The 25,188-nt window shown below is 42.8% G+C and carries 19 protein-coding genes; 11 read left to right on the forward strand and 8 right to left on the reverse strand.

The window, feature by feature from the left end:
- Nucleotides 1-133: 133 nt before the first annotated feature.
- A complete protein-coding gene (locus BM090_RS05600) occupies nucleotides 134-2,761 on the reverse strand; it encodes a valine--tRNA ligase (RefSeq protein ID WP_091508866.1) in 2,628 nt (875 codons plus the stop codon).
- Nucleotides 2,762-3,051: 290 nt separating this feature from the next.
- On the opposite strand from BM090_RS05600, the gene BM090_RS05605 reads away from it, so the two are divergent.
- The gene (locus tag BM090_RS05605; RefSeq protein WP_091508869.1) at nucleotides 3,052-4,677 is read left to right on the forward strand and encodes a C1 family peptidase; all 1,626 of its coding nucleotides are present in this window, start codon (nucleotides 3,052-3,054) and stop codon (nucleotides 4,675-4,677) included.
- 79 nt (nucleotides 4,678-4,756) lie between these two features.
- On the opposite strand, the gene BM090_RS05610 is transcribed toward BM090_RS05605, so the two are convergent.
- The 5 genes from BM090_RS05610 to gatC form a co-directional block, all read right to left on the reverse strand.
- Nucleotides 4,757-6,094 carry a chloride channel protein gene (locus BM090_RS05610; protein WP_245756685.1) on the reverse strand — a complete coding sequence of 446 codons (1,338 nt, stop codon included), beginning with the start codon at nucleotides 6,092-6,094 and terminating at the stop codon, nucleotides 4,757-4,759.
- Nucleotides 6,095-6,286: 192 nt separating this feature from the next.
- On the reverse strand, nucleotides 6,287-7,084 hold the full coding sequence (locus BM090_RS05615) for a hypothetical protein (protein ID WP_091508876.1): 798 nt from the start codon (nucleotides 7,082-7,084) through the stop codon (nucleotides 6,287-6,289).
- Nucleotides 7,085-7,257: 173 nt separating this feature from the next.
- A complete protein-coding gene (locus BM090_RS05620; protein WP_091508879.1) occupies nucleotides 7,258-8,235 on the reverse strand; it encodes an AAA family ATPase in 978 nt (325 codons plus the stop codon).
- A gap of 47 nt (nucleotides 8,236-8,282) precedes the next feature.
- On the reverse strand, nucleotides 8,283-8,588 hold the full coding sequence (locus tag BM090_RS05625; RefSeq protein ID WP_091508882.1) for a DUF4286 family protein: 306 nt from the start codon (nucleotides 8,586-8,588) through the stop codon (nucleotides 8,283-8,285).
- Between the two features lie 4 nt (nucleotides 8,589-8,592).
- The gene (gatC, locus tag BM090_RS05630; protein ID WP_091508886.1) at nucleotides 8,593-8,880 is read right to left on the reverse strand and encodes an Asp-tRNA(Asn)/Glu-tRNA(Gln) amidotransferase subunit GatC; all 288 of its coding nucleotides are present in this window, start codon (nucleotides 8,878-8,880) and stop codon (nucleotides 8,593-8,595) included.
- Between the two features lie 312 nt (nucleotides 8,881-9,192).
- Between gatC and BM090_RS05635 the strand changes: the two genes are divergently transcribed.
- On the forward strand, nucleotides 9,193-10,371 hold the full coding sequence (locus BM090_RS05635; RefSeq protein WP_091508889.1) for a thiolase family protein: 1,179 nt from the start codon (nucleotides 9,193-9,195) through the stop codon (nucleotides 10,369-10,371).
- A gap of 56 nt (nucleotides 10,372-10,427) precedes the next feature.
- On the opposite strand, the gene BM090_RS05640 is transcribed toward BM090_RS05635, so the two are convergent.
- Nucleotides 10,428-10,610, reverse strand: a complete 183-nt coding sequence (locus tag BM090_RS05640; RefSeq protein WP_091508893.1) for a hypothetical protein — start codon at nucleotides 10,608-10,610, stop codon at nucleotides 10,428-10,430.
- A 267-nt stretch (nucleotides 10,611-10,877) separates the two neighbouring features.
- Here BM090_RS05640 and BM090_RS05645 point away from each other — a divergent pair, with 267 nt between their 5' ends.
- The 8 genes from BM090_RS05645 (at nucleotide 10,878) to BM090_RS05680 (ending at nucleotide 16,939) form a co-directional block, all read left to right on the forward strand.
- Entirely contained in the window at nucleotides 10,878-11,453 is a 576-nt protein-coding gene (locus tag BM090_RS05645) for a YceD family protein (protein WP_091508896.1), read from the forward strand.
- 53 nt (nucleotides 11,454-11,506) lie between these two features.
- Nucleotides 11,507-11,701 (forward strand): 50S ribosomal protein L32, encoded by a 195-nt coding sequence (gene rpmF / locus BM090_RS05650; protein WP_091508901.1) that lies wholly within the window; start codon nucleotides 11,507-11,509, stop codon nucleotides 11,699-11,701.
- A gap of 113 nt (nucleotides 11,702-11,814) precedes the next feature.
- Nucleotides 11,815-12,768, forward strand: coding sequence for a phosphate acyltransferase PlsX (plsX, locus tag BM090_RS05655; protein ID WP_091508904.1), 954 nt, complete (start codon nucleotides 11,815-11,817; stop codon nucleotides 12,766-12,768).
- Nucleotides 12,769-12,776: 8 nt separating this feature from the next.
- Nucleotides 12,777-13,775, forward strand: coding sequence for a beta-ketoacyl-ACP synthase III (locus BM090_RS05660; protein ID WP_091508907.1), 999 nt, complete (start codon nucleotides 12,777-12,779; stop codon nucleotides 13,773-13,775).
- A 104-nt stretch (nucleotides 13,776-13,879) separates the two neighbouring features.
- A complete protein-coding gene (gene accB / locus BM090_RS05665) occupies nucleotides 13,880-14,383 on the forward strand; it encodes an acetyl-CoA carboxylase biotin carboxyl carrier protein (protein ID WP_091508911.1) in 504 nt (167 codons plus the stop codon).
- 112 nt (nucleotides 14,384-14,495) lie between these two features.
- Nucleotides 14,496-15,839 (forward strand): acetyl-CoA carboxylase biotin carboxylase subunit, encoded by a 1,344-nt coding sequence (accC, locus tag BM090_RS05670; protein WP_091508914.1) that lies wholly within the window; start codon nucleotides 14,496-14,498, stop codon nucleotides 15,837-15,839.
- Nucleotides 15,840-15,958: 119 nt separating this feature from the next.
- Nucleotides 15,959-16,618, forward strand: coding sequence for a phosphatidylserine decarboxylase family protein (locus BM090_RS05675; protein ID WP_091508918.1), 660 nt, complete (start codon nucleotides 15,959-15,961; stop codon nucleotides 16,616-16,618).
- A gap of 15 nt (nucleotides 16,619-16,633) precedes the next feature.
- Nucleotides 16,634-16,939 carry a DUF3817 domain-containing protein gene (locus BM090_RS05680; protein WP_091508922.1) on the forward strand — a complete coding sequence of 102 codons (306 nt, stop codon included), beginning with the start codon at nucleotides 16,634-16,636 and terminating at the stop codon, nucleotides 16,937-16,939.
- A gap of 1 nt (nucleotide 16,940) precedes the next feature.
- Here BM090_RS05680 and BM090_RS05685 read toward each other — a convergent pair whose 3' ends face one another.
- Nucleotides 16,941-17,342 carry a group III truncated hemoglobin gene (locus tag BM090_RS05685; protein ID WP_091508924.1) on the reverse strand — a complete coding sequence of 134 codons (402 nt, stop codon included), beginning with the start codon at nucleotides 17,340-17,342 and terminating at the stop codon, nucleotides 16,941-16,943.
- 256 nt (nucleotides 17,343-17,598) lie between these two features.
- Between BM090_RS05685 and BM090_RS05690 the strand changes: the two genes are divergently transcribed.
- Nucleotides 17,599-25,173: a PKD domain-containing protein gene (locus BM090_RS05690; RefSeq protein WP_091508928.1), complete on the forward strand. Its 7,575-nt coding sequence runs from the start codon at nucleotides 17,599-17,601 to the stop codon at nucleotides 25,171-25,173.
- Nucleotides 25,174-25,188: the final 15 nt, after the last annotated feature.

Below are 25,188 nucleotides of genomic sequence, written 5' to 3' on the forward strand. Positions count from 1 at the left end.
GTTGTGTTTGTTTTAGCATCTACAAAGAATTAAATATATACTTTTTCTAATTGTCAATCAAAAACTCCCACCGCGTGCAAAATGCTGCAAACGGTGGGAGTTTTTTGTTTTATTTATTTTCTCAAAAAAACAATTACAGAGCCGCTAAAGCCTCTTCCAAAGTTTTGAGTTTGGCTTCTGCATCGGCAAGTTTTTGGCGTTCGCGCTCCACCAAATCAGGTTTGGCGTTAGACACGAATTTCTCGTTAGCCAATTTCTTGGTTACGCTGTCCATGAAACCGCGTGTATAATCCAACTCTTTCAATAAGTTTTCGCGTTCTTTGGTCGCGTCGATTTGGTCGGCCAACGGAATATAAAACTCATCAGATTTGACCACCAAACTCACCGCACCCGCAGGTTTTTCGGTTACAAAACTCAATTCGCTGGTGTTTGCCAATTTTGCAATTACACCGCCAAACTGCTCATATTGAGCCGCTTCCGATGTTTTTACAGATAATTCCAACTGTGTTTTTGGGCTAATCTGTTTGCTGTTGCGAAGGTTACGAACTTGAGCAATTACCTCAAACGCCTGTGCGGCGGCAGCCAACACGGCAGCATCAGCGGCTTTGGCTTCAGGGAATTGCGCTACACAAATACTGTCGCCTTGCTTGCGTTCGCGGATTTCTTGCCAAATTTCTTCGGTAATAAACGGCATGAACGGATGAACCAATTGCATGAGCGTTTCAAAGAAATTGATAGTTGCTTCCAGCGTCGGGCGGTCGATTGGGCTGCCGTAAGTTGGTTTTATCATTTCCAAATACCACGCGCAGAAATCGTCCCAAACGAGTTTGTAAGTAGCCAACAACGCGTCCGAAATACGGAATTTGTTGAAATGCTCGTGAATTTCGGCCAAAGAAGCATTGAGTTTGGCTTCAAACCACGCCACCGAAACCGTATTGGCTTGCGGCGCAGGCACGTCGGCCACTTCCCAACCTTTCACCAAACGGAAAGCATTCCAAATTTTGTTGGAGAAATTGCGGCCTTGTTCGCAAAGTTTGTCATCAAAAGGCAAGTCATTGCCCGCAGGCGAGCTAAACAACATACCAGTACGCACGCCGTCCGCACCAAATTGCGCGATAAGGTCAAGCGGGTCTGGCGAGTTGCCCAACGACTTACTCATTTTGCGGCCAAGTTTGTCGCGCACAATGCCCGTCAGATATACGTTGCTAAACGGTTTTTCTCCGAAATATTCATAACCCGCGATAATCATACGCGCCACCCAGAAGAAAAGAATTTCGGGAGCTGTTACCAAATCGTTGGTTGGGTAATAATATTTTACGTCTTCGTTGCCAGGGCGGCTCAAACCATCAAACACCTCAAACGGCCAAAGCCAGCTACTAAACCACGTATCCAAAACATCTTCGTCTTGTGTGAGGTCTTGCTCGCTTAGCGCGAAAAGTTGGTATTTGTCGCGGGCGATTTTGAGGGCTTCGCGTTTGGTTTTGGCCACAATCACCGTACCATCTTTCATGTAGAAAGCAGGAATACGATGTCCCCACCACAACTGGCGCGAAATACACCAATCGCGTACATTTTCCATCCAAGATTTATAAGTATTCTTGAATTTGGCGGGGTGAAGCTGAATGTTATCATTCATTACATTCTCCAAAGCTGGCTTGCTCAATTCCTGCATTTTCAAGAACCATTGCAAAGACAAACGCGGTTCTACTACTGCGCCAGTGCGCTCCGATGTGCCTACGTTGCTTTTGTATTCTTCGAGTTTTTCGATGTAGCCTTTTGCTTCTAATTCTTTGATAATCTGCTTTCTGGCCTCAAAACGATCAACACCTACATAGATTTGCGCTTTTTCGTTGAGCTTACCATTTTCGGCCAAAATGTCCGTTACTGGCAAGTTATGTTTTAAACCCAATTCGTAGTCGTTCAGGTCGTGGGCTGGTGTTACTTTCAGGCAGCCTGTACCAAAATCCATCGTAACGTACTCGTCCGTAATAATTGGTATCTCTTTGCCAATCAACGGAATGCGTACTTTTTTGCCGTGCAAATGTTTGTAACGCTCATCTTCTGGGTGAACGCAAATCGCGGCATCGGCCATGATGGTTTCGGGGCGAACTGTGGCAATCGTCAGGAACGTATCAGGTGCGCCAACTACTTCGTATTTGATATAACAAAGTTTTTGCTGCACTTCCTTCATGATTACTTCCTCGTCGGAAAGAGCCGTCAGACCTTGCGGGTCCCAGTTCACCATGCGCACGCCTCTGTAAATGTGGCCTTTGTTGTACAAATCCACAAACACAGAAATTACGGCATCGTAGTAGCTGGTGTCCATCGTGAAACGGGTTCTGTCCCAATCGCAAGAGCAACCCAATTTTTTGAGTTGTTCGAGGATAATGCCACCGTATTTGTCTTTCCATTCCATTGCATAGACCAAAAACTCCTCACGTGTAAGGTCTGTTTTCTGGATACCTCTCTCGCGCAACATGGCCACCACTTTGGCTTCGGTAGCGATAGAGGCGTGATCAGTACCTGGCACCCAACAAGCCTCTTTGCCTTCCATACGCGCCTTGCGGACAAGTACGTCTTGGATCGTATTGTTGAGCATGTGACCCATGTGCAACACACCCGTAACGTTTGGCGGCGGGATTACGACACAATATGGTTCTTTGTCGGGGTTGGGCTTAGAGGCGAAAAAACAATTTTCGAGCCAATAGCTATACCATTTACTTTCGGTTTCTTGCGGACTGTATGTTTTGGAAATGGACATAAAAAAAAGAAATATCAATACTAATTAAACCACAAAATTAGTAAATAATACAGATGCCAACCTGATTTTTTTTATATAAAAGAAAATAGACAAAGTGCCGCACAAAAGAGAGCCGCAGTGCATTGACCCCCAAACCTTACCAATAGACTTAACGGTCAGCAATTCGAATGTATATTGGTGATAGAGAGAATATTGTTTGGTAATTAAATTCAAATAAATTACATTTTTTGTTTTATTATTTTAATTAAATATTGGTAATATTGTAGTCTATTTTCAAAAACCAGTATTTTATGAATAAACTTACTCGATTTGGCTATACTTTGGCCATTGCTCTCAGTCTCTCTTCTTGCGACGAGGAAACAACCAACAACCTAAAAGATGCCGCTCAATCTTTGGGGCTTAATTTTACTTCAACAGACACCACAAATATCGAATCTGATTTGTATTTGGGTGCACAAGCTGGTAGCGGTTCATTACCTGCTTCAGTGGATTTGACCAGCAAATTTCCACCCATCAACGACCAAGGCCAGTACGGAACTTGTGTGGCTTGGGCGGCTGGCTACAATATGAAAACCTTTTTGGAAGGGGTTGATAAAGGTCTTACAACCAGCCAATTGGCCAATACAAACAATCAATTCAGTCCGAAGGATTTATTTTTGGCAATTCCCAGCGACGACAAAGGTTCTGGTTGCAACGGCACTTATTTCGAGGCAGCTTTGGACTTGATGATTTCCAGAGGTATTGCCACGCTTGGCAGCGTTCCGTACGCCGACATCAATTGTAGCAGCAGTGCTTCTTCCAGTGTGCAAACCTTCAAAATCAAAAATTATAGGCAAATCAAACATAACAGCATTAGCGAACTGAAAAGCTATTTGGCAGGCGGTCGCGCAGTGTTGTTTGGGGCAAAATTGGGCAACAAATTTATGTCGTGGGAAGGAAATAGCGTCATCAAATCTGATCCCGTACCCAACAACGGTCAACATGGTTACCATGCGATGGTTTTGGCGGGTTATGATGATAGCCGCAATGCATTCCGTGTCGTAAATTCGTGGGGAACGGAATGGGGCGATAATGGTTATATCTGGGTGGATTACACCTATTTTACCACAGACTTTGCTTATGCTGCTTACGTTGTTTCTAACGAAAAAACTGATTTTAATCCAGATGGCGGCGGCGGTAATGTAAATCCTGATGTAATTGTCAATAATAACATTGACCTCATTTCGTGGAGTTTAACAGACGAAAAAAATACCAGTGTGAGTTCGGGTCGTGGCCGCAACATTACGTACAATGTTTACAATCTTGGTACTAATGCCATTCCAGCCTCCAAGAAATGGAATATCGTGTATTGCATTTACGACGCTTACGATGCCAATAATTTTGAAGTATTATTGTATGATTATTATACCAATGAATACGGTACTTTAGGACAAAATGGCGATATGAGCAGCCTTTCGGGCAGTCCGCACCGCCCAGGTACATCGGGCAATTGGTGGAATTATGTCAATATTGCAGGTGGAAAAAGTGCCACAGGCTCCGATGAACCTTTTAGCTGGGGTTATACCATGCCCAATGTAACGGGAGATTATTATTTGGTATTGATTTCTGATGGCTACGATGTATTGAAAGAAGCCGACGAAGATAATAATTACCTTTTTGTAACGGCAGATGGTAGCACAGAGCCAATTCATTTGGAAAATGGCGTGGTTACCAGTGGTATTACGGGTGGTCGTTTGGCTGCACCTGCTGCGGCGTTGCCTAAAGCCGTTCATGCACTCAACAGAGCTAAAAATCCCAATACTTACACGCCACAAGAGCTAATGCAAGTAATTCAATATCAGAAAAAAGCAGGAATTTTGGAGGCCAAAATTAAGCAATATAATGCCGCTCAAAAAACTAAAAAAGTAGCATATTAAGCAGCTGTATTTTTATAACAAAAAAGCGATTGTAGAATTTTACTTCTACAATCGCTTTTTTTATTTTCTATCAATGTCATCATTTTGGTGGTTGATGTGTTGCCTCCTCTTTTTCTAATTCGGCAAGATATTGTTCTTTGAGTGTATCGTAAAAAGAATGTTTATTGATAAAATTCCCAACCAAATTGGCGATAAGGGCCGTAAGCATAATATAAAAAATGACGTTATGGCTGTTGGTCATTTCGAGCACCAAAATACTGGAAGTAAAAGGGCTACGTGTGATACTGGTCAGAAAACCTGTCATGCCACACAAAATCAGCAAGTTAGATTCGGTAGCCGACAGCTCCAACCAACCCGCCAGCACCGCCCCAATACTTGCACCCGCACCCAACGAAGGCGCAAATATTCCACCTGCTCCCCCAATCGGAAACGTAAGAATAGAACCCAAGATACGCATAAGCGGCACGTACCATTCCAGATATTTGTGATTGCTAAAAAGCGTAGAAACCATGATTTCTTTACCCGAACCAAACGCCCTGCCATCCAGCAGCACAGCCAAACCTGCCATCGCCAAACCGCAAACGCAGATAAAAGCAATGTTTTGCCACTTTGTTTTGAGTTGTTTTTTCTGGCGCAAAATGTACAGGATAATTTCCCCCATACCACTACCCGCCAAACCCGTAACAACGGCCAACGGTATAATGCTAAAAATAATCCCTAAACCAAAATTAGATAATTGCGGATAGCCCAAATAAAGATAGGGGCCGAGCAAACTAAGTGCCGTAAGTCCCGCGATAATAACCCCCGTCAGCAAGGCCGATTTGAAAAAATTAAAATGCGTTTTGGTAAGTTCTTCGATGGCAAAAACAATCCCACCTAATGGCGTATTAAAGGCGGAAGCCAATCCAGCGGCAGCACCTGTAATTATCATATTTCGTTTAGAAATCTTGGGATACCACGCAGGAAGCCAGTCATTTACTTTCTTGAAAACGGAAGCTGCAATCTGAATAGTAGGCCCTTCGCGCCCAACTACGCCACCGCCAATGACGGCAATAAGGCTCGAAACTATCTTAACAACCAACACACGAAAACCTAACAAAGCATTGACTTTGGAAAATTGTTTGGGATTGGCCAGCTCAATGGCCGCACTTACTTGCGGAATGCCGCTGCCTCTAGCAAAAGGAGAATATTTATCGACCAACCACCACGAGACCACAAAACATAGCGGCGTAATAATGAAAAAAGCCCAATTCGCTTCCTCGTAAAGTAGTTGTGTGGCGTGTTCCGCCCACGCAAATAATTTGGCATACAACACGGCGATGCCTCCCGTAACCAATGCAGCCACCCAAAACGGTAACGCATTGAGTATGTTTTTTTTGAGATTTTCATTATTGATTTTATCAAATTCCCTTTTCAAAAAACGCCTGATATCGCTGATAATTTCCATAACCCAATACAAAAAAATGAATAAGTAACGCTAATTAGCCTGCGCAAGTAAGACATTATTTTAAGACAGCCCAAGAAAAAACAACTAATTTTATATTAAAACAAGAATAAATACAATAAAAATGCCATTCCAAACCAAAATTAGAAACGGCATTTTTGTTTTCTATTTCAAGACAAAAGGCAGCAATGTTTTTTGTGCTTCGTATTCTTTTCGTAGTAACTTTTGAAGTTTTTCATTTCGTCGCAGCAGCATATACGCCGCACCTTGCGCACGCAAAAGCCTTTCATTTTTATCTACACCCAAATGAAGCGCGTAAAGTTCGCGCAGCGTTTCAGCCATTTCTTTTTGCATATCAAACTCCTCATTATCAATACTATTGAAAATAGAAGAAAAACAAAATGCTTCTACAAAAGGCTGCCGTTTACTTTCGGTTTTCTTGATGTCGTTCAGGCCAACGCAAATTTTGGCTACGTAATAACCTTCGTCGGAGATGCGCAGAATCGAAAAGTATTTGACGGCAATGTTCAAAAGCCCATCAAAAGTAACAGTATCTTTGGGTAACTGCTGGTCTGCGGTTTTGGCCAAAAGTTCTGTCATTACAGCCCCGAAAAGGCTATCACTTTGCAGCGCAACAATTCCTTTTTTCTGAATGCTACTGCTATCTTTTTCGTTTTTAAGTAACTGATAATAAGTATTTTTAGAGAAATTTTGGAACAAATAATCTATAAATACGGGGTTTTGATTAATCAGCGGCGAGAGACAATTTTTATTATTAACAGTCGATTCTGTCGCTTTATAAATTATGGTGTCTTTTTCTTCAATATAACGATTGAAGCGCAGAAAATCGCCATATTGTTTTTTGATGTCGCAAGTAGTTTGCTTCTTTTTTTGAGCAAAACTTTTTTGAATATTTCCAGCACACAAGGCCAGCACGAGCAGTAGAAAAAATGTTTTTTGCATGAGTTAAAATATAATTTTAGGTTAATGAAAATTAATAAACGGCCATATCTCCCAAATCTTATATTTAATGCAGAAAATCAACAAATAACAAACCTTGAAACGCTTGCCAAGCCCACCCTTTTTCTTCTAAATTACGCAAAAAAAGCCCCGCTATTACGGCGAGGCTTCTTGTATTATTTAGTGATAGAAACTTTGCTTAAAATGCGGTCTATAATCTGCCTTGCCGTTACGCCATCGGCTTCCGCCTCATAGTTGAGCGTAATGCGGTGGTTGAGTACGTCGGAAGCAACTTCCTTAATATCTTCTGGCAACACATAGTCTCTTTTATTGAAAAATGCGATAGCTTTTGCCGCACGATTCAAACTGATACTCGCGCGTGGCGATGCTCCAAACTGGATGTAATTGGCTTCTTCACGCAAACCATATTCGGCAGGCTTGCGAGTTGCAAAAATCAATTCTACGATATATTGTTCGAGTGATTCTGAGATATTTACGGCGTTAATAGCTTTCGTTATTTCAGCAACATCTTCTTTGGTCAATATGGTTTGGACTTCTCCCGCAAAACTCATATTGGCCATGCGGCGCATTACCTCCAACTCTTCGGCTTTGGTCGGATAGTCCACATACACTTTCATCATAAATCTGTCCACTTGCGCTTCAGGCAACGGATACGTTCCCTCCTGCTCCACTGGGTTTTGGGTAGCCAACACCAAAAACGGACGGTCAAGCATATAGGTTGTCTCACCGATGGTTACTTGCTTTTCTTGCATGGCTTCCAGCAACGCCGATTGTACTTTGGCAGGAGAACGGTTAATCTCATCGGCCAAAATCATGTTGGCAAAGATTGGCCCTTTCTTTACTTCAAAAACGCTTTGTTTTTGGTTGTAAATCATCGTTCCGATAAGGTCGGCGGGCAGCAAGTCGGGCGTAAACTGAATACGCTGGAATTGCAAATGCAGGATTTTTGATAAAGTATTAACTGTCAGTGTTTTGGCCAACCCAGGAACGCCTTCCAACAGAATGTGTCCGTTGGTAAACAGCCCAATGAGTAGCCGATTTATCATATAGCGTTGTCCCACGACAACCTTTCCCATTTCCGAGAAAATAGACTCAATTTGTTGATGATAGCGTTCTGTTTGTGTATTTTCCATTGAGCAGGCAAAACGGTTTTATTATAAAAACAACAAGCTAATAGCTGTTATTCAAGTATTTCTAATAAAGTTCTGAACGCTACAAAACGGTCTTTGTAACGCTTTGTGTGGTCGGCTTGCAAAGCTGCGGCATACGTGTTTTGATAGTCCACATACGCTTCCATCGAAGGGGCGAAATATTGGAACGAATACGTTGTGCCCCCATTTTCTTCTTCGGTGAGCAAACGCGCAATTTTATTTTGCACAAAACAGCCCGTAGCCATTACTTCTGGCACGTGTACGGTACGCATCCAATTGAGCCATTCGTCATGCACGGCATTGTCAATATTGACGGTTACGTTATAAAGTATCATGTTGTTATTCAATTACTTTTGGCACACGGAAATAATCTGAGTCTTTGCGAGGCGCGTTCACAAGGCCACGTTCGTGTGGCAAAGGCTCTTTGTTTTCGTCTTCGCGCAAAACGTTTAGCTCTGCCGAAAGGTGGATAAGTGGCTCTACACCAGTAGTATCCAATTCGTTAAGCTTGTCCATCCAATCCAAAATGGTGGTCATGCTTTTCATCATTTCGGCTTCGGCGGCTGGATCAAACTCCAAGCGTGCCAAATGCGCAATTTTATGTATGGTACTTTTATCTACTTGCATCTTAAATTTATTTTGGCCTCAAATATCGCAAAAAATGAAAAACTACTGTTACGAATACTCAAAAATTAGCAACCAAAAGCAGAAAACCTTTTGCGTCAAAGCATTGTTCGCAGAAATGAGATTGTATAACATTGCAGCAGAAATTTAATTTTACATATTCTTGTTTGTGCTATATTTTCTGTGAAGAAGTTATTTATATTTGTGCGCTGCAATCGTTTGAAATATGCTATTTTCAAACCGCTACTGATTTGAAAATCAATTTTATAACATTGCAAACGTCTTATCCTATTCATCAATTCACACCTTAAAAAAATGCAAGAAGTATATATTGTTTCGGCTGTTCGTACTGCTATCGGCAGTTTTGGCGGAATGTTCGCGGGTCTTTCAGCTACGCAATTGGGCGCGGCTGCTATCAAAGGCGCAGTAGAAAAAGCTGGTATCAAGCCAGAGCAAGTACAAGAAGTTTATATGGGTAATGTGGTTTCGGCTAATTTGGGTCAAGCTCCTGCACGTCAGGCGGCTTTGGGTGCTGGTTTGCCTGTAAATACCATCACCACTACTGTAAATAAAGTGTGTGCTTCGGGTACAAAAGCGATTATGTTGGCTTCTCAAAGCATTGCGCTTGGTCAGGCGGATATTATCGTAGCGGGTGGCATGGAAAGCATGAGCAACATTCCTTATTATGTGCCAAAAGCGCGTTATGGCTACAAATACGGACATGGCGAATTTTTGGACGGTTTGGTACGCGACGGTTTGGAAGACGTGTATCAGAAAAAAGCAATGGGCGTTTTCGCTGATGCCACAGCCAAAAAATACGAAATCACACGCGAAGAGCAAGACGCTTACGCGATTACTTCATACAAACGCGCTGCCGAAGCGACACAAGCAGGCAAATTTAAAGCTGAAATCGTGCCTGTAGCCGTTCCACAACGCAAAGGCGACCCGATTTTGCTTACAGAAGACGAAGAATACAAAAACGTATCTTTTGATAAAATCCCAGGTTTGCGTGCAGCCTTCACACCAGACGGTACTGTTACGGCGGCCAACGCTTCTACAATCAATGACGGCGCAGCCGCTTTGGTATTGATGAGCAAAGCAAAAGCTGAAGAGTTGGGCTTAAAACCATTGGCGCGTGTGGTGTCTTACGCAGACGCAGAGCACGAACCAGAATGGTTTACAACTGCTCCGACGGTGGCTATGCCAAAAGCACTAAAAGCTGCTAATTTGAGCGTTAGCGACATCGACTTCTTTGAAGTAAACGAGGCTTTCGCAGTTGTAACAATGGCATTTAATAAGGTGTTGGGCGTTGATGCTTCTAAAGTGAACGTAAACGGCGGTGCTGTGGCTTTGGGTCACCCATTGGGTTGCTCAGGCGCACGTATCGTAACGACACTCGTACACGTGTTGCACGCCAACGGCGGACGCTATGGCGCGGCTGCTATCTGTAACGGTGGCGGTGGAGCTTCTGCAATTGTTATCGAAAAATTATAATTATTCTGCTTAAATACTCCAAAGGTCAAGTTCTGTACAAAGAACTTGACCTTTTTTTATTGGTCGTCGGCCTTTTCGTTTTTGTCGCGCACGAGCTTAAACCAAAACAAAAATCCGAGCGTAAACATGAAAAGCCAGTAGCTATTGACTACGCCATAAAAAAGAGATTGATGTATGCCAATCACGAAAGTAACAAGCGAAAATGCCAATAAAATGATTTCGGATAATGTAAATTTCATGGATAAAACTTAATAAAAGGTTAAAATTTTGAAGCAAGCAAGGCAAGCAAACACGCGCAAGTCCCGTAAAGTTTGCCGCAAAATTAAGGGCTTTAGGCCGAAAACAGGCCAGTTGCTGCATTTTTAGTATAAAAAATTTACCTAACTCTCTGAAAAGCAAATAATGAGCAAGTGAGCAGCATTTGTTTAAAATATAGAAATGTTGGTTAATTATTTGTTATCTCATTTCAAGTATTTATCTTTGCGCCCTTTGAATTTGTGAATTAGGTGAAGACGCTGGATAAATATTCGATTGATATATTTGGGCTTTCTAACAAACGCCACGAATACGACTTTGAAGTCGGCAATGCTTTTTTTGAAGCATTCGGAAGCGAGTTAGTAGAAAAAGGCGCATTGCAAGTGCAGGTTGTTTTGGATAAAACCGAGACAATGATAGTGGCAACGTTTTCAATTGTAGGCTCAGTTGAATTAATTTGCGACCGCAGTTTGGAATCTTTCGAGCAGCCAGTAAGCGTAAATCAAAAAATGATTTATAAATTTGGCGAAGAAGACGAAGATCTTTCAGACGAAATTTGCATTATTGCCAAAGATACGCACCGTCTAAACATTGCGCAGCCGATATACGATTTTATTGCGTTGTCGTTGCCGATGAAGCGGATTCATCCCAAGTTTGAGGATACACAATATCCAGAAGACGCGGAACAAGAAGGTTTGTTGGTGTACAGCACTGCCACGGCAGAAGACGACGAGCCAACCGACGAAAACAACGACACTCCCAGCGATGAGGACACCATTGACCCGCGTTGGGCTGCTTTGCAAAAGCTGAAAGGTCGTGAAAACTAATAGATTAGCATTAATTTTAAATCAATTTATAATACCATAATTCTAAATTAACGATGGCACATCCTAAGAGGAAGATCTCGAAAACGCGCAGAGATAAAAGAAGAACGCACTACAAAGCAACTGAAAGAACAATTGCTGTATGTGCAAACACTGGTGAAGCTCATTTGTACCACAGAGCCTATGTTTCAGAAGGCAACTTGTTCTACAAAGGCAAAATGATTATCGAAAACTACGCAAAAACTGCTTAGTTGGAAATAAATTAACATTGATAAACGGCTGTGTCTGCGTGTGTTAGCGACAAGCATTTGTCCAGATACCCAACGGATACAGCCGTTATTTATGGCCATAACCCTTTTTTAAGATGAGAATTGCATTAGACGCAATGGGTGGCGATTTCGCGCCCCAAGCTGTAATTGAAGGTGCAATATTGGCAAAAAGCTCCTTGCCAGCAGACGTAGAAATACTGTTGATAGGCCGTGAGGCGACTATCAGAGAACATTTAGCAAAACACAACGTAAGCCCTTCTTTATTTGGTATTATCAATGCCGATGAAGTAATAGAAATGGGAGAACATCCCACGAAGGCATTAACCCAAAAACCGAATTCGAGCATCGCCGTAGGTTTTGGACTATTAAAAGCTGGCAAGGCTGACGCTTTCTGTAGCGCAGGAAATACGGGTGCTATGCTCGTAGGCGCTATGTTTAGCATCAAAGCCATTGAGGGCGTAATGCGCCCTGCGATTGCTGGTTACGTGCCAAAAGAAGATGGCCGTACTGGTATTATTCTTGATGTCGGTGCAAACGCCGACTGCAAGCCCGAAGTGTTGAATCAGTTCGGGGAATTGGGTTCTTTGTACGCACAATATGTGTTGGGTATCGAAAAACCAAAAGTTGCCCTCATGAATTTGGGCGAAGAAGAACAAAAAGGTACGATGCTTACGCAAGCAACGTATCAACTACTCAAAGCTAATACAAAAATTAATTTCGTAGGCAACATCGAAGGTCGGGACATGTTCAACGACAAAGCTGATGTAGTAGTGGCTGATGGTTTTACGGGTAATGTAATCCTGAAAATGGCCGAATCTATTTACGAAATCATGCACGCTCGCGGCATCAAAACCGATTCATTTTTTGACCAAATGAACTATGAGGCCATTGGCGGCAGCCCTATCATTGGTGTGAATGGTAACGTAATTATTGGTCATGGTGTTTCCAGCCCTCTGGCCGTTACGAATATGCTTCGCCAAGCCCAACAAATGGTAACAGCGGACATTCATACTAAAATCAAAAATGCGCTCAACGAACACTCCTCCTAACTTTTAATATGAGTAAAATACGTGCTGCTATCACTGGCGTACAAGGCTATGTGCCTGAGTATGTACTCACCAATGCCGAATTAGAGGGCATGGTAGATACCACTGACGAATGGATTGTTACCCGTACAGGTATCAAGGAAAGACGAATTTTGAAGGGTGAAAACAAAGGTGCTTCGCACATGGCTATCCCTGCTGTAAAGGCTTTGCTTGAAAAAACAAATACCAAACCTGAAGAAGTAGATTTGCTTATCTGTGCCACCACAACCCCTGACATGGTGTTTCCTGCTACGGCTAATATCATTGCCGCAGGTGTTGGTGCAAAAAATTGTTTTAGCTTCGACTTACAGGCGGCTTGTTCTGGCTTTCTTTACACACTTGTTACGGCCTCACAATATGTGGAGAGTGGCAAGTATAAGAAAGTAGTGGTAGTAGGCGCAGACAAAATGTCTTCTATCGTAGATTATACAGACCGTAGCACTTGTATTATTTTCGGCGATGGTGCTGGAGCAGTTTTATTAGAGCCAACTACCGATGGTACTGGTCTGATAGACTACATTTTGCGTTCAGATGGCACAGGTGAACCACACTTGCACATGAAGGCAGGTGGTAGCCGCAAGCCCGCCTCGCACGAAACCATTGACGCACGTTTACATACGATTTATCAAGAAGGTTCGGTCGTATTTAAAGTGGCGGTTACTAACATGGCCGACACCGCAGCCGAGCTCATGGAACGCAACGGACTGGTAAATGATGATATTGCTTTTCTTGCGCCACATCAGGCCAACAAGCGCATCATTGAGGCGACAGCCAATCGCACGGGCATTCCTTTGGAGAGAGTAATGATTAATATCCAGAAGTACGGCAACACGACTAACGCAACGATTCCGTTGTGCCTGTGGGAGTACGAAAAACAATTGAAAAAAGGAGACAATATCATCATGGCGGCTTTTGGCGGTGGCTTCACATGGGGAGCTATCTACCTGAAGTGGGCTTATGATCCTAAATAATCTACAAATCAGTTGCCTATTAGCTTGCCTTCGGGCAAATAGTGGGCAACTATTTTTTTGTTCTTGGTAAATTAAACATAATCCAAACCCAAGCATTTTTTCCAATGAAACCAAACGAAATACAACAACTTATAGGTGCAATTGCTGCTTCAGGTCTTGAAGAAGTAAACATTGAGTCGGAAGACATCAAGATTTCTGTAAAACGTAGTCCTGCTACAACCGTAGTACAAACTTTGGCTGCTGCGCCTGTGGCTGCTCCTGTATTTACGCCTGCTCCAGCAGTTGCTGCTGCACCTGTGGCCGCTACTCCAGTAGTTGCTGCTGCGCCTGTAGCCGAAGCAAAACCAGCTGCCGAAAACACAGCTAACCAAGTAACCATCAAATCTCCAATGATTGGTACTTTCTATCGTTCTTCTAAGCCTGAAGTTCCTTCTTTTGTGAACGTAGGTGACGAAATCAAACCTGGGCAAACAGTTTGCATCGTGGAAGCAATGAAACTTTTCAACGAAATTGAAAGCGAAATTTCTGGCCGTATCGTAAAGATTTTGGTAGAAAATGCTTCACCTGTGGAATACGACCAACCTTTGTTCGTCGTAGAAAAACTATAAGGTTTTTCCTGTATAGTTTTCGTGTTTTATTCGACATAAACACCTCCAAACACCTTCTTATTGCGTGAACTAATTTTTTTTAAACAGTTCATCATCAAAGAAAAAGACACTTATGTTCAAAAAAATACTTATTGCTAATCGTGGCGAAATTGCCTTGCGCATTATTCGTACTTGCCGCGAAATGGGCATCAAAACAGTAGCCGTGTACTCAACTGCCGACAAGGACAGTTTGCACGTGCGTTTTGCAGACGAAGCCGTTTGTATTGGGCCTCCCGTAAGCAAACAATCCTACCTTAACATCGCCAACATTATTGCTGCTGCCGAAATCACAAACGCTGACGCTATTCACCCTGGCTATGGTTTTTTGTCGGAAAATGCAGAGTTCTCGAAAGTTTGCCGCGATTATAATATCAAGTTTATCGGTGCAACGCCAGAGCAAATCAACGCAATGGGCGATAAGGCAACGGCTAAAGCAACCATGAAATTAGCTGGAGTACCTACTATTCCAGGTTCGGAAGGTTTGCTTGGCTCGGTGCAAGAAGGCTTAGAACTTGCCAACAAAGTAAAATATCCGATTATCCTAAAAGCAACAGCAGGCGGAGGCGGACGCGGTATGCGTGTAGTTCGCAACGACGACGAGTTTGAAAAAGCTTGGAACGATGCCAAAACAGAAGCTGGTGCGGCTTTCGGTAACGACGGTCTTTACTTAGAAAAATATATCGAAGAACCTCGCCACATCGAAATTCAAATCGTAGGCGACCAATTCGGGAAAGTATGCCACCTTTCAGAACGCGATTGCTCTATCCAACGCCGTCACCAAAAATTGGTAGAAGAAACGCCTTCGCCAATCGTAAGCGACGAGCTTCGCGAGAAAATGGGACAAGCTGCCGTAAAAGGTGCTTCTCATATTGGTTATGAAGGTGCTGGTACTATCGAGTTTTTGGTGGACAAATACGGTGAGTTTTATTTCATGGAAATGAACACTCGTATTCAGGTAGAACACCCTATTACTGAAGAAGTTACGGATTTCGACCTTATCAAAGAACAAATCAAAGTAGCGGCTGGCATTCCAATTTCGGGACGTAACTATTACCCGAAAGTTCACGCCATTGAGTGCCGTATCAATGCCGAAGACCCAATCAATGGCTTCCGTCCGTCGCCAGGCAAAATCACGAATTTGAATATACCTGGTGGTCATGGCGTGCGCGTAGATACACATGTTTACGCAGGTTATACCATTCCGCCAAACTACGATTCAATGATTGCCAAACTAATCGTAAGTGCGCAAACACGCGAAGAAGCATTGGTTCGTATGAAACGTGCATTGCAAGAGTTTGTAATTGAAGGAATCAAAACAACTATTCCGTTCCACATCAAGCTCATGGACGACCCCTCGTTCAAAGAAGGTAAATTTAATACCGCATTCCTTGAAACCTTCGATTTCTCGGATTTATAAAATAAAAACCACAAAACGCCGCACTCAACAAGCGGCGTTTTGTACTAAACAGATTTTGGTTCTGCCCTCAATTTGTTTAAAATTGCACTAGATTAGAACTTTCACTGATACTTACATACATGACAATCCACAAAGAAGGCTATACATCATTAGCGATTGCGTTGGTTTTTGGTGCGGTACTTTATGCGGCTGCACGCTTTGGTTTGCCAGATTACCCCGTAGTGCACACTGTTGCGCTCTCTATCGCCATTTTGGTGTTTTTAATTGTATTACAATTTTTCCGTAGCCCTACAAAAAATATTGTGCGTAATGCTAATCATGTGTTAGCTCCCGCCGACGGAAAAGTAGTGGTAATTGAAGAAATATTTGAGCCTGAGCATCTTAAAACAAATTGTATTCAGGTTTCTATTTTTATGTCTCCCATCAACGTACACTCCAACTTAAACCCAGTGGCGGGCGTGGTGAGTTATTTCAAATATCACCCAGGCAAATATTTGGTAGCGTGGCATCCGAAAGCCAGCACCGAAAACGAACGTACAACCGTAGCCGTGCGCATGGACAATGGCGTGGAAGTATTGTTCAGACAAATTGCGGGGGCTTTGGCCAAACGTATCGTATGGTACGTGAAAGAAGGCCAAACCGTAGAACAAGGTGCTGAATTTGGTTTTATTAAATTCGGTTCGCGCGTGGATATTTACTTGCCTTTAGGTACGAAAATAGACGTTAAAATCGGCGATAAAACCACAGGTGGCGAAAGTGTAATTGCACACTTTAATTAATAGAAAATCTTGATTATGAATAAATTTTTATATAATCATCGCGACCGTTTCAGAGGAATTGCATTGTTAGAAGGAATTTCTTACATCTTGCTTCTTTTTGTAGCAATGCCTTTAAAATACATATGGCAAATGCCCGCCGCAGTAAGAGCAGTGGGCATGGCGCATGGCGTGTTGTTTGTAGTGTACGTGTTAGCTTTGCTTTTGGCGGCTACCGAACGCAAATGGTCATTGGTTAAGTCTGTAAAATTGTTTTTGGCTTCGCTTATTCCGTTTGGCGCATTTGTGGCCGACAAATGGATTATGCAAGAAGAGAATAAATAAGTTATTCGATCGTTTTGTTGTGTATAAGCAACTGGTTTACAGATACTTTATACAACATAACTTCTGCTATATTTTCGGCGCGTAGCTTGGCATTGGCGGCGTTATCTCCTTCAAAATGCTCGTCTATGGTTTCATAGAAAAGTTTTTTCCAACGATCAAAATGCACGGAAGTCATGGGCGTAATCATACTCAACCGCAAGTGCGGCAGCATGGGACTACCTTTATAATTTCCCGTTCCGAACAATATATTCTCCCAAAAGTCATACATCTTGGGCAAATGCGTCTCCCAATTAACATGAGCTATGTGGTTGAAGATTGGACCGATCAGTGTATCTTCTCGTACTTTATTATAGAACTCATTGACCATCAGTTCTATATCTTCGCGGCTTTCGAGTGTTCTCATAGTTGTATTCATTTAACCAATACAAAAATAAAGTGATGCCAATCAAATGAATATGATTTTGGTCAGGGAGGATTAGGAGTTATTAGCTAAAATATAAAAATTATATGTGTAAATATGTATTATGTAAGCATTTATAAATAATCTTACCTTTACATAATAATTTAAGACATAAACAGTATCTTGTGCCAGCTTTTAATCCTACATCTTGTAATAAAACACTTTTATTATTTACAATTTACAAAACCCACAAATTTCTATGAGAAAATTTTTCCTATTTCTTGGCACAATTGCCTTGATGGGATTTAACAGTTGGGGACAAACAAGTAGAACGACTAAACAAACGTTTACCTCTTCCAATGTTGGTCTTCGCTCCCAACCTGCTAAATCTACCTCCCAAGTGCCAGCCGCCATACCAACGCCACCAGCACATCGAACATGTGCTTCGGTAGAGTACAATAACCGATTGGCACAACAATATCCGCAACAACGCGGCACTAATGCACAATTTGAACAATGGATTAGCCAAAAAATGCAGGAAGAACAAACAAAACGTTTGGCTAACAACAACAATACCAATAGCACACAGGCTACGCTTATCAAAATACCTGTGATTGTCCATGTAATTCATAATGGGCAAGCAGTTGGAACTGCACCCAATATTTCGGCAGCTCAAATCCAGTCACAAATAGACGTTTTAAACGAAGATTTCCGCAAGAAAGTAGGAACAGCAGGTTATAACACTAACGTTGTTGGTGCTGATATGGAGATCGAATTTGTGTTGGCATTGCGCAACCCAAGTGGTACTACATTGGCCGAGCCAGGTATTCACCGCTACAATGGCGGAGCAGCCAGCTATACAGAAGCTACCTTAGAAAGCACTATTAAGCCTGCTACTTCATGGGATCCGACCAAATACCTAAATCTTTGGACTGTCAACTTTGGTGGTGCAGACGCTCAAACATTAGGTTATGCGCAGTTTCCAAATTCTTCGGGGCTTGCGGGACTTAATGCCAACGAAGGAGTTTCCAATACCGATGGTGTGGTGATTGGTGCTAGTTACTTTGGTAGAGTCGGTTCTGTATCTGCTCCTTTTAACAAAGGGCGTACAGCTACACATGAAATTGGACACTGGTTAGGCCTACGCCACATTTGGGGCGATGCAAGCTGCGGTACAGATTATTGTAACGATACTCCTGTACACGCTGAGGAAAATTATGCACCAACAAGCAACCCGAACGGCTGTTTTACACACCCAAAATCTAATACGTGTGGCACAGCAGACGAAATGTTTGAAAATTATATGGATTACACCAACGATGCGTGTATGAATATTTTTACAAACGATCAAAAGAGTCGTATGAGAACCGTAATGACCAACTCTCCACGTCGTGCGGAACTTATTAACTCTACGGTAGCAACACCAGCGGGCGTACCTGTTCCGTCGTTTACTTCCAATACTGATGGCGGTTGTGCTCCTGTAACAATCACTTACACGAATACTTCTACAGGTAGCCCAACAGCTTATTCTTGGTCGTTCCCTGGCGGTACGCCTTCTACTTCTACGGCTACAAACCCAACCGTAACATATAGCACGGCAGGTGTTTATGACGTAACGCTAACAGCAACCAATGCCAGCGGTTCGGCTTCAACCACCTCTTCTCAGTATGTATTTGTAGGTAACCCAACCACCTATACATTACCTGCTAGTTTTGGATTTGAAGTAGCCAATATGCCTGTGGGTTGGTTGATTGGAAACCCTGATGCAGACACGACATGGCGTAGAATTGGGGTAGGGGCATTTGGTACAAGTTCTTATTCAGCTTATATCAATAACTACGAATATGACGGTGTCGGCAAAATAGATGCTATTTATACGGCAAAGTATAGCTTTGCTAACGCTACCTCAGGTCAATTAAAATTTGATGTGGCTTATGCAGCTTATAGTGCAACTAGTGCAGATACGCTATTGCTTTATTATTCTACGGATTGCGGAAATACATTTACGCAGTTCTACAAAAAAGGAGGAAATACCTTATCTACCAATGGAGGTGTATATGTTACTAGCTCTAAGTTTCTTCCTACGGCTTCTCAATGGCGTACCGAAACAATCACCTTGCCTACGATTCTGAATGGTAAGTCTAATGTGATGTTTGCTTTTGTAAACAAATGTGATTATGGTAATAACTTGTATTTGGATAACATCAATATATCTACGACAGTACCTGCCATTGTAGCCAATTTTGGTTCGTCATCTCCGACGGTTTGTATGAGTAATACAGTGTCTTATTATAGCACTTCTACGGGTAGCCCAACAGCATTTTCTTGGACGTTTGCAGGTGGCACCCCTTCTACTTCTACATCAGCAACTCCTGTAGTTACTTATAACACACCTGGTACTTATTCTGTTACGATGACGGCCAGTAATGCTAGTGGTTCAAACACTATTACCAAGACAAATTACATTACGGTTTTGGGTAGTGCGGTTTCTTATCCGTTACCATTTTCAGAAACCTTTGAGTCAACCACATTCCCACCTACAGCAGATTGGAAAGTGGCGAACCCTGATGCGGATAGCTACACTTGGGTTCGTTCAACGGCGGCTGGCGGATTTGGTACTTCTACGGCTTCCGCTATGGTTAATAACTATAACAATAGTGTAACTGGTAGAAAAGATACACTTTATACTCCTTACATTGACTTTACGGGAGCAAATAATCCTAATTTTGATTTTGATATAGCGTATGCACCTTATAATGCGACAAGTACAGATACACTTATTGTATTATATACAGTAGATTGCGGACAGAGCTATCAGCAACTATTCAAAAAAGGAGGATTGGAACTCTCAAGTACCAATGCCACGTATGCAGGATCTGGAATATTTCTCCCAACCGCAACACAATGGTACACACTCACTTCTGTTGCCAGCTATTGGGTGAATAAAAAAGTAAAATTTGCTTTTGTAAACAAAACAGGCTTCGGCAATCAATTATATATTGATAACATCAAAGCCTATAATGGCACATTGCCAACTGCGCCAGTGGCCAACTTTACATCTAACAAAGATGGAGGTTGTGCACCGCTTGCGGTTAGTTTCACGGATCTATCAACGAATAGCCCAACATCTTGGTTGTGGTCATTCCCTGGAGGTACTCCTTCTTCTTCTACCGCCCAGAATCCAAGTGTAACTTATAGTACACCAGGTATTTATAACGTAACATTAACTGCAACCAATGCAGGAGGCTCTAACACGATTAAGCAAACCTCATATATCATCGTAGGTTCAACTACGCCGACGGCTTTACCTCTTTCAGAAACATTTGAAGGAAGTACATTTCCTGCAACCAACTGGGATATTTATAACCCAAATGCAGATACGACTTGGCGCAAAACTACGGCTGTTGGAGGGTACGGCAACAGTACATCTTCTATTTTTATCCGAAACGCTAGCAATACACTAGTAGGCAGTTTAGATGGTTATTCTTTCCCAACGGTTAATCTAACAACCATTACTTCTCCGCGCCTTATGTTTGATGTGGCCTATGCCCGTTACTCAGCCAATTATTCTGATACGCTTATAGTAGCTTACTCTGCGGATTGTGGAGTTACTTATTCTGTGCTTTGGAAAAAAGGTGGTACCGAGTTGTCTTCTATTGGTGTAGATCAAACAGCAACATTTACGCCAACAGCTACACAATGGAAAACAGAAACCGTTTCGTTGGCTTCTATCGCTACACTTGCTAATGTAAAATTGATGATGATTAACAAAAATGGGTATGGCAATAACCTGTATTTGGATAACATTTTGATTAATTCATCTGCGGTGGCCATTGCACCAAATGCGTTATTTACTTCTAATAAAATGGGTGGTTGCCTAGGTACACAAGTGCAATTCACAGACCAATCTACGAATACGCCAACAGCTTGGGCCTGGTCCTTCCCTGGAGGTACACCTGCCAGCTCTACAGCACAAAACCCGTTGGTTACTTACAATACCGCTGGTAGTTATAACGTAGTGCTCACTGTGTCTAATGGGGCGGGAAGCAATACCATTACCAAAACAGGGTACATTACTGTTTTCAGTAATACAACTACGTCTTTGCCTATCACTGCTGATTTTGAATCTACAACATTCCCTCCATCTGGTTGGTTGTTGTATAACCCAAATGCAGATACTACATGGAGACGCACAACCACCGCCAGTGGCTTTGGAACAAGTACAGCCTCTGCGATGATTAACTATTTTGGATATAGTGGTGGTACTGGACGCCTTGACGGTATTATGTCGCCAAAAGTAATGTTTAGTGGTTTGGTAAATCCAGAAATTAGCTTTGATGTGGCTTATGCTCGTTATAGTGCAAGTAGTTCAGATTCGTTGTATGTAATGGCTTCTACTGACTGCGGCGCAACATTTAGCACGCTCTGGAAAAAAGGTGGTACAGAACTTTCTACAAATGGAGGTACTGACTTAATGAGCTCTTTCACACCGACTGCTGCGCAATGGAGACGCGATGTAGTGGCTCTTCAAGCCCTCAAAAACGCAGGAATTGTACAATTAGCCCTTATTGGACGTAATGCTTTTGGTAACAAATTGTATTTGGATAACATCAATATTGCAGAAAGCAACTGTACCAAGCCTGTAGCGACGGTTACGCCATCGGCAAACAGCATCTGTACTGGCAACATTGCAGCATTGGTATTGTCGAGCACAATTCCGAATACAACTTATAGCTGGACTGTAACAACCACTGGTACTGTAACTGGCGCAACAGCTGGTAGCGGTGCTGGAATTGCCCAAACACTTTCAGGTGTAGGTACAGTTACCTATACAGTTACACCTGTGGCTGGTACTTGCTACGGCTTACCTGTAAGCAAAACTATCACAGTAAATGCAATCCCAACAGCTTCGGCTTCAGCTACCGCAACAGACGTTTGTGCTGGCTCTGCTATCCAACTAAATGCTACGACTGTAGCTGGTGCAACTTACACATGGTCTGGCCCGAATGGATTCACTTCATCTCTGCAAAATCCAACCATTGCTAATGCCACAACGGCAGCTTCGGGTAACTACGCCTTGACGGTAACCGTAAACAGTTGTACAAGCCCTGTTTCTTCGTTTGATATAGTTGTAAGTGCAAAACCAACGGCTTCTGCATCTTCTACTACTACCATTGCTTGTGCTGGCACTACACTGCAATTAAATGCAGCCACAGTAGCCAATGCTTCGTATGCTTGGACGGGGCCGAACGGATTTAGCTCGACAAGCCAAAATCCAAGCATTGCCAACGCAACAGTTGCAGCTTCGGGTACGTATTCTTTAACAGTAACTACCAACGGTTGTACAAGTACAGCTTCTACGGTAGCTATTACGGTAAAACCATTACCAACCGTAACGGCATCTACAACTACTGCATCTATTTGTGCAGGTGGTACGATCCAATTAAATGGTTCTACGGTAGCTAATGCATCTTACGCTTGGACTGGCCCGAACGGATTTAGCTCGACAAGCCAAAACCCAAGCATCAGCAATGCAACGACGGCTGCTGCTGGCAACTATGCCTTGACGGTAACTGTAAACGGTTGTACAAGTGCTGTTTCTTCGGTTGATGTGATGGTAAATGCCAAGCCAACGGCTTCTGCTTCTAGCACTACTACTATTGCTTGTGCTGGTACTACACTGCAATTGAATGCAGCAACAGTAGCTAATGCGTCTTATGCTTGGACAGGGCCTAACGGATTTACTTCTACAAGTCAAAATCCAAGCATTGCCAACGCAACAGTTGCAGCTTCGGGTACGTATTCTTTGACGGTAACTACTAACGGTTGTACAAGTACAGCTTCTACGGTAGCTATTACGGTAAAACCATTACCAACCGTAACAGCATCTACAACTACTGCATCTATTTGCGTTGGTGGAACTATACAGTTGAATGGCTCTACTGTGGCTAATGCATCTTACGCTTGGACTGGCCCGAATGGATTTAGCTCGACAAGCCAAAACCCAAGCATCAGTAACGTAACTACATCTGCTGCTGGCAACTATGCCTTGACGGTAAGCGTTAACGGTTGTACAAGTGCTGTTTCTTCGGTTGATGTGGTGGTAAATGCCAAGCCTACAGCTTCCGCTTCGGTTACAAATGCTTCGGTTTGTGCTGGTTCTACGATTCAATTGAATGCCGCTACTGTAGTTAATGCGTCTTATGCTTGGACAGGCCCTAACGGATTTACTTCTACAAGTCAAAATCCAACGATTACTGGCGCGACAACAGCAGCCTCAGGTAATTACTCTTTGGTAGTAACAACAAATGGTTGTACAAGCGCACCTTCGTTTGTTGATATATTCGTAAACACAATTCCAACGGCTTCGGCTTCGGCGGCTGCTACTTCGGTTTGTGTGGGTTCTGCTATTCAATTGAATGCTGCCACTGTTGATAATGCTACTTACGCGTGGTCTGGCCCTAACGGATTTACTTCGACAGAACAAAATCCATTGGTTGCAACAACAACAACCGCCGCCACTGGTACTTATTCTTTGACCGTAACAACCAACAGTTGTGCAAGTACCGCTTCTACGGTAACTGTAACTGTGAATGCGATCCCGACAGCACCGACAGTAACGAATACAACAACAACTGTTTGCCAAAATGCAGCCTTAACAACGCTTCCTACAGTAGCAGGAACAGGTTTGCAATGGTACGCTGACGCGGCACTTACTCAACCGATTACGGTAGCCAACCCAGCAGCACCAACAGCAAGCGAATTGGTTTCTACCGCCACTGCGGGTGAGTTTACGGTATTTGTAACGCAAAATGTAGCTGGTTGCCAAAGTACGGCTTCTACTTATACGGTGTTGGTTAATCCCGCTCCTTCTTCTGTGGCAGATGTAGCCGCTTCGGTAGTTTGTGAAGGGTCGCCAATCAATTTATTAGCTACTGCTGTGTCGGGAGCTACTTACGCATGGTCTGGCCCTAACGGATTCAGCTCTACCCAACAAAATCCAACGATTGCCGCTGCCACAACTGCTGCAACTGGTACTTATACCCTTGTAGTAACATTGAATGGTTGTACCACCACTTCTACAGTGAATGCAGCCGTAAATGCGCTACCAAACGTTTTGGTGATTACACAAGCTCTTTGCGATGGAGGTACATTAAAGCTTTCTACAGAAGAAGTGAATGGTGCTTCTTACGCATGGTCTGGCCCTAACGGATTTACTTCGACAGACCGCGAACCAACAGTAAGCCCACTTACAGGCGCAAACTCAGGTTTGTATAGCGTAGTCGTAACACTTGTTGGTGGTTGTTCATATACTTCAGTTAATTTCCAAGTAATCGTTTCACCTATACCAACTACGCCAGGTATCACAGTAAGCAATGATACATTGTTTGCAACGGCTGGTGCAGCTACTTATACTTGGCTTTTGAGTGGAGATTCTGTAGCTATTACAACCAACAACTTCTATGTAGTACCAACGACTGGTTCTTATTCAGTGATTGTAACTAATACAGGCGGTTGTGCTTCAGATACTTCTGCAACTGTATTAGGCACTGCCATTGGGGTAAAATCTACGCTTAACAAACAAATAAGTGTATATCCAAACCCAAGCACAGGTATTTACCAAGTTACAGCAACAGAAGGCCTTGCAGCAGGTACCGTTCGCATGGAAGTTTATGATTTGAATGGCCGCAAGCTCAATACTTTCAGCACAGAAAGCACAGCGGGTCGTTTGCAACATACACTTGATTTGCGCGAGTATGCAGCAGGTTCTTATATCCTAAAAGTAACAAATGCCGCAGGCGTTGGTACTTATCGTTTGGTAAAATCTGAATAGTATATTTAGGTTTTA

This window comes from Flexibacter flexilis DSM 6793, assembly GCF_900112255.1.
GTDB lineage: Bacteria > Bacteroidota > Bacteroidia > Cytophagales > Flexibacteraceae > Flexibacter > Flexibacter flexilis.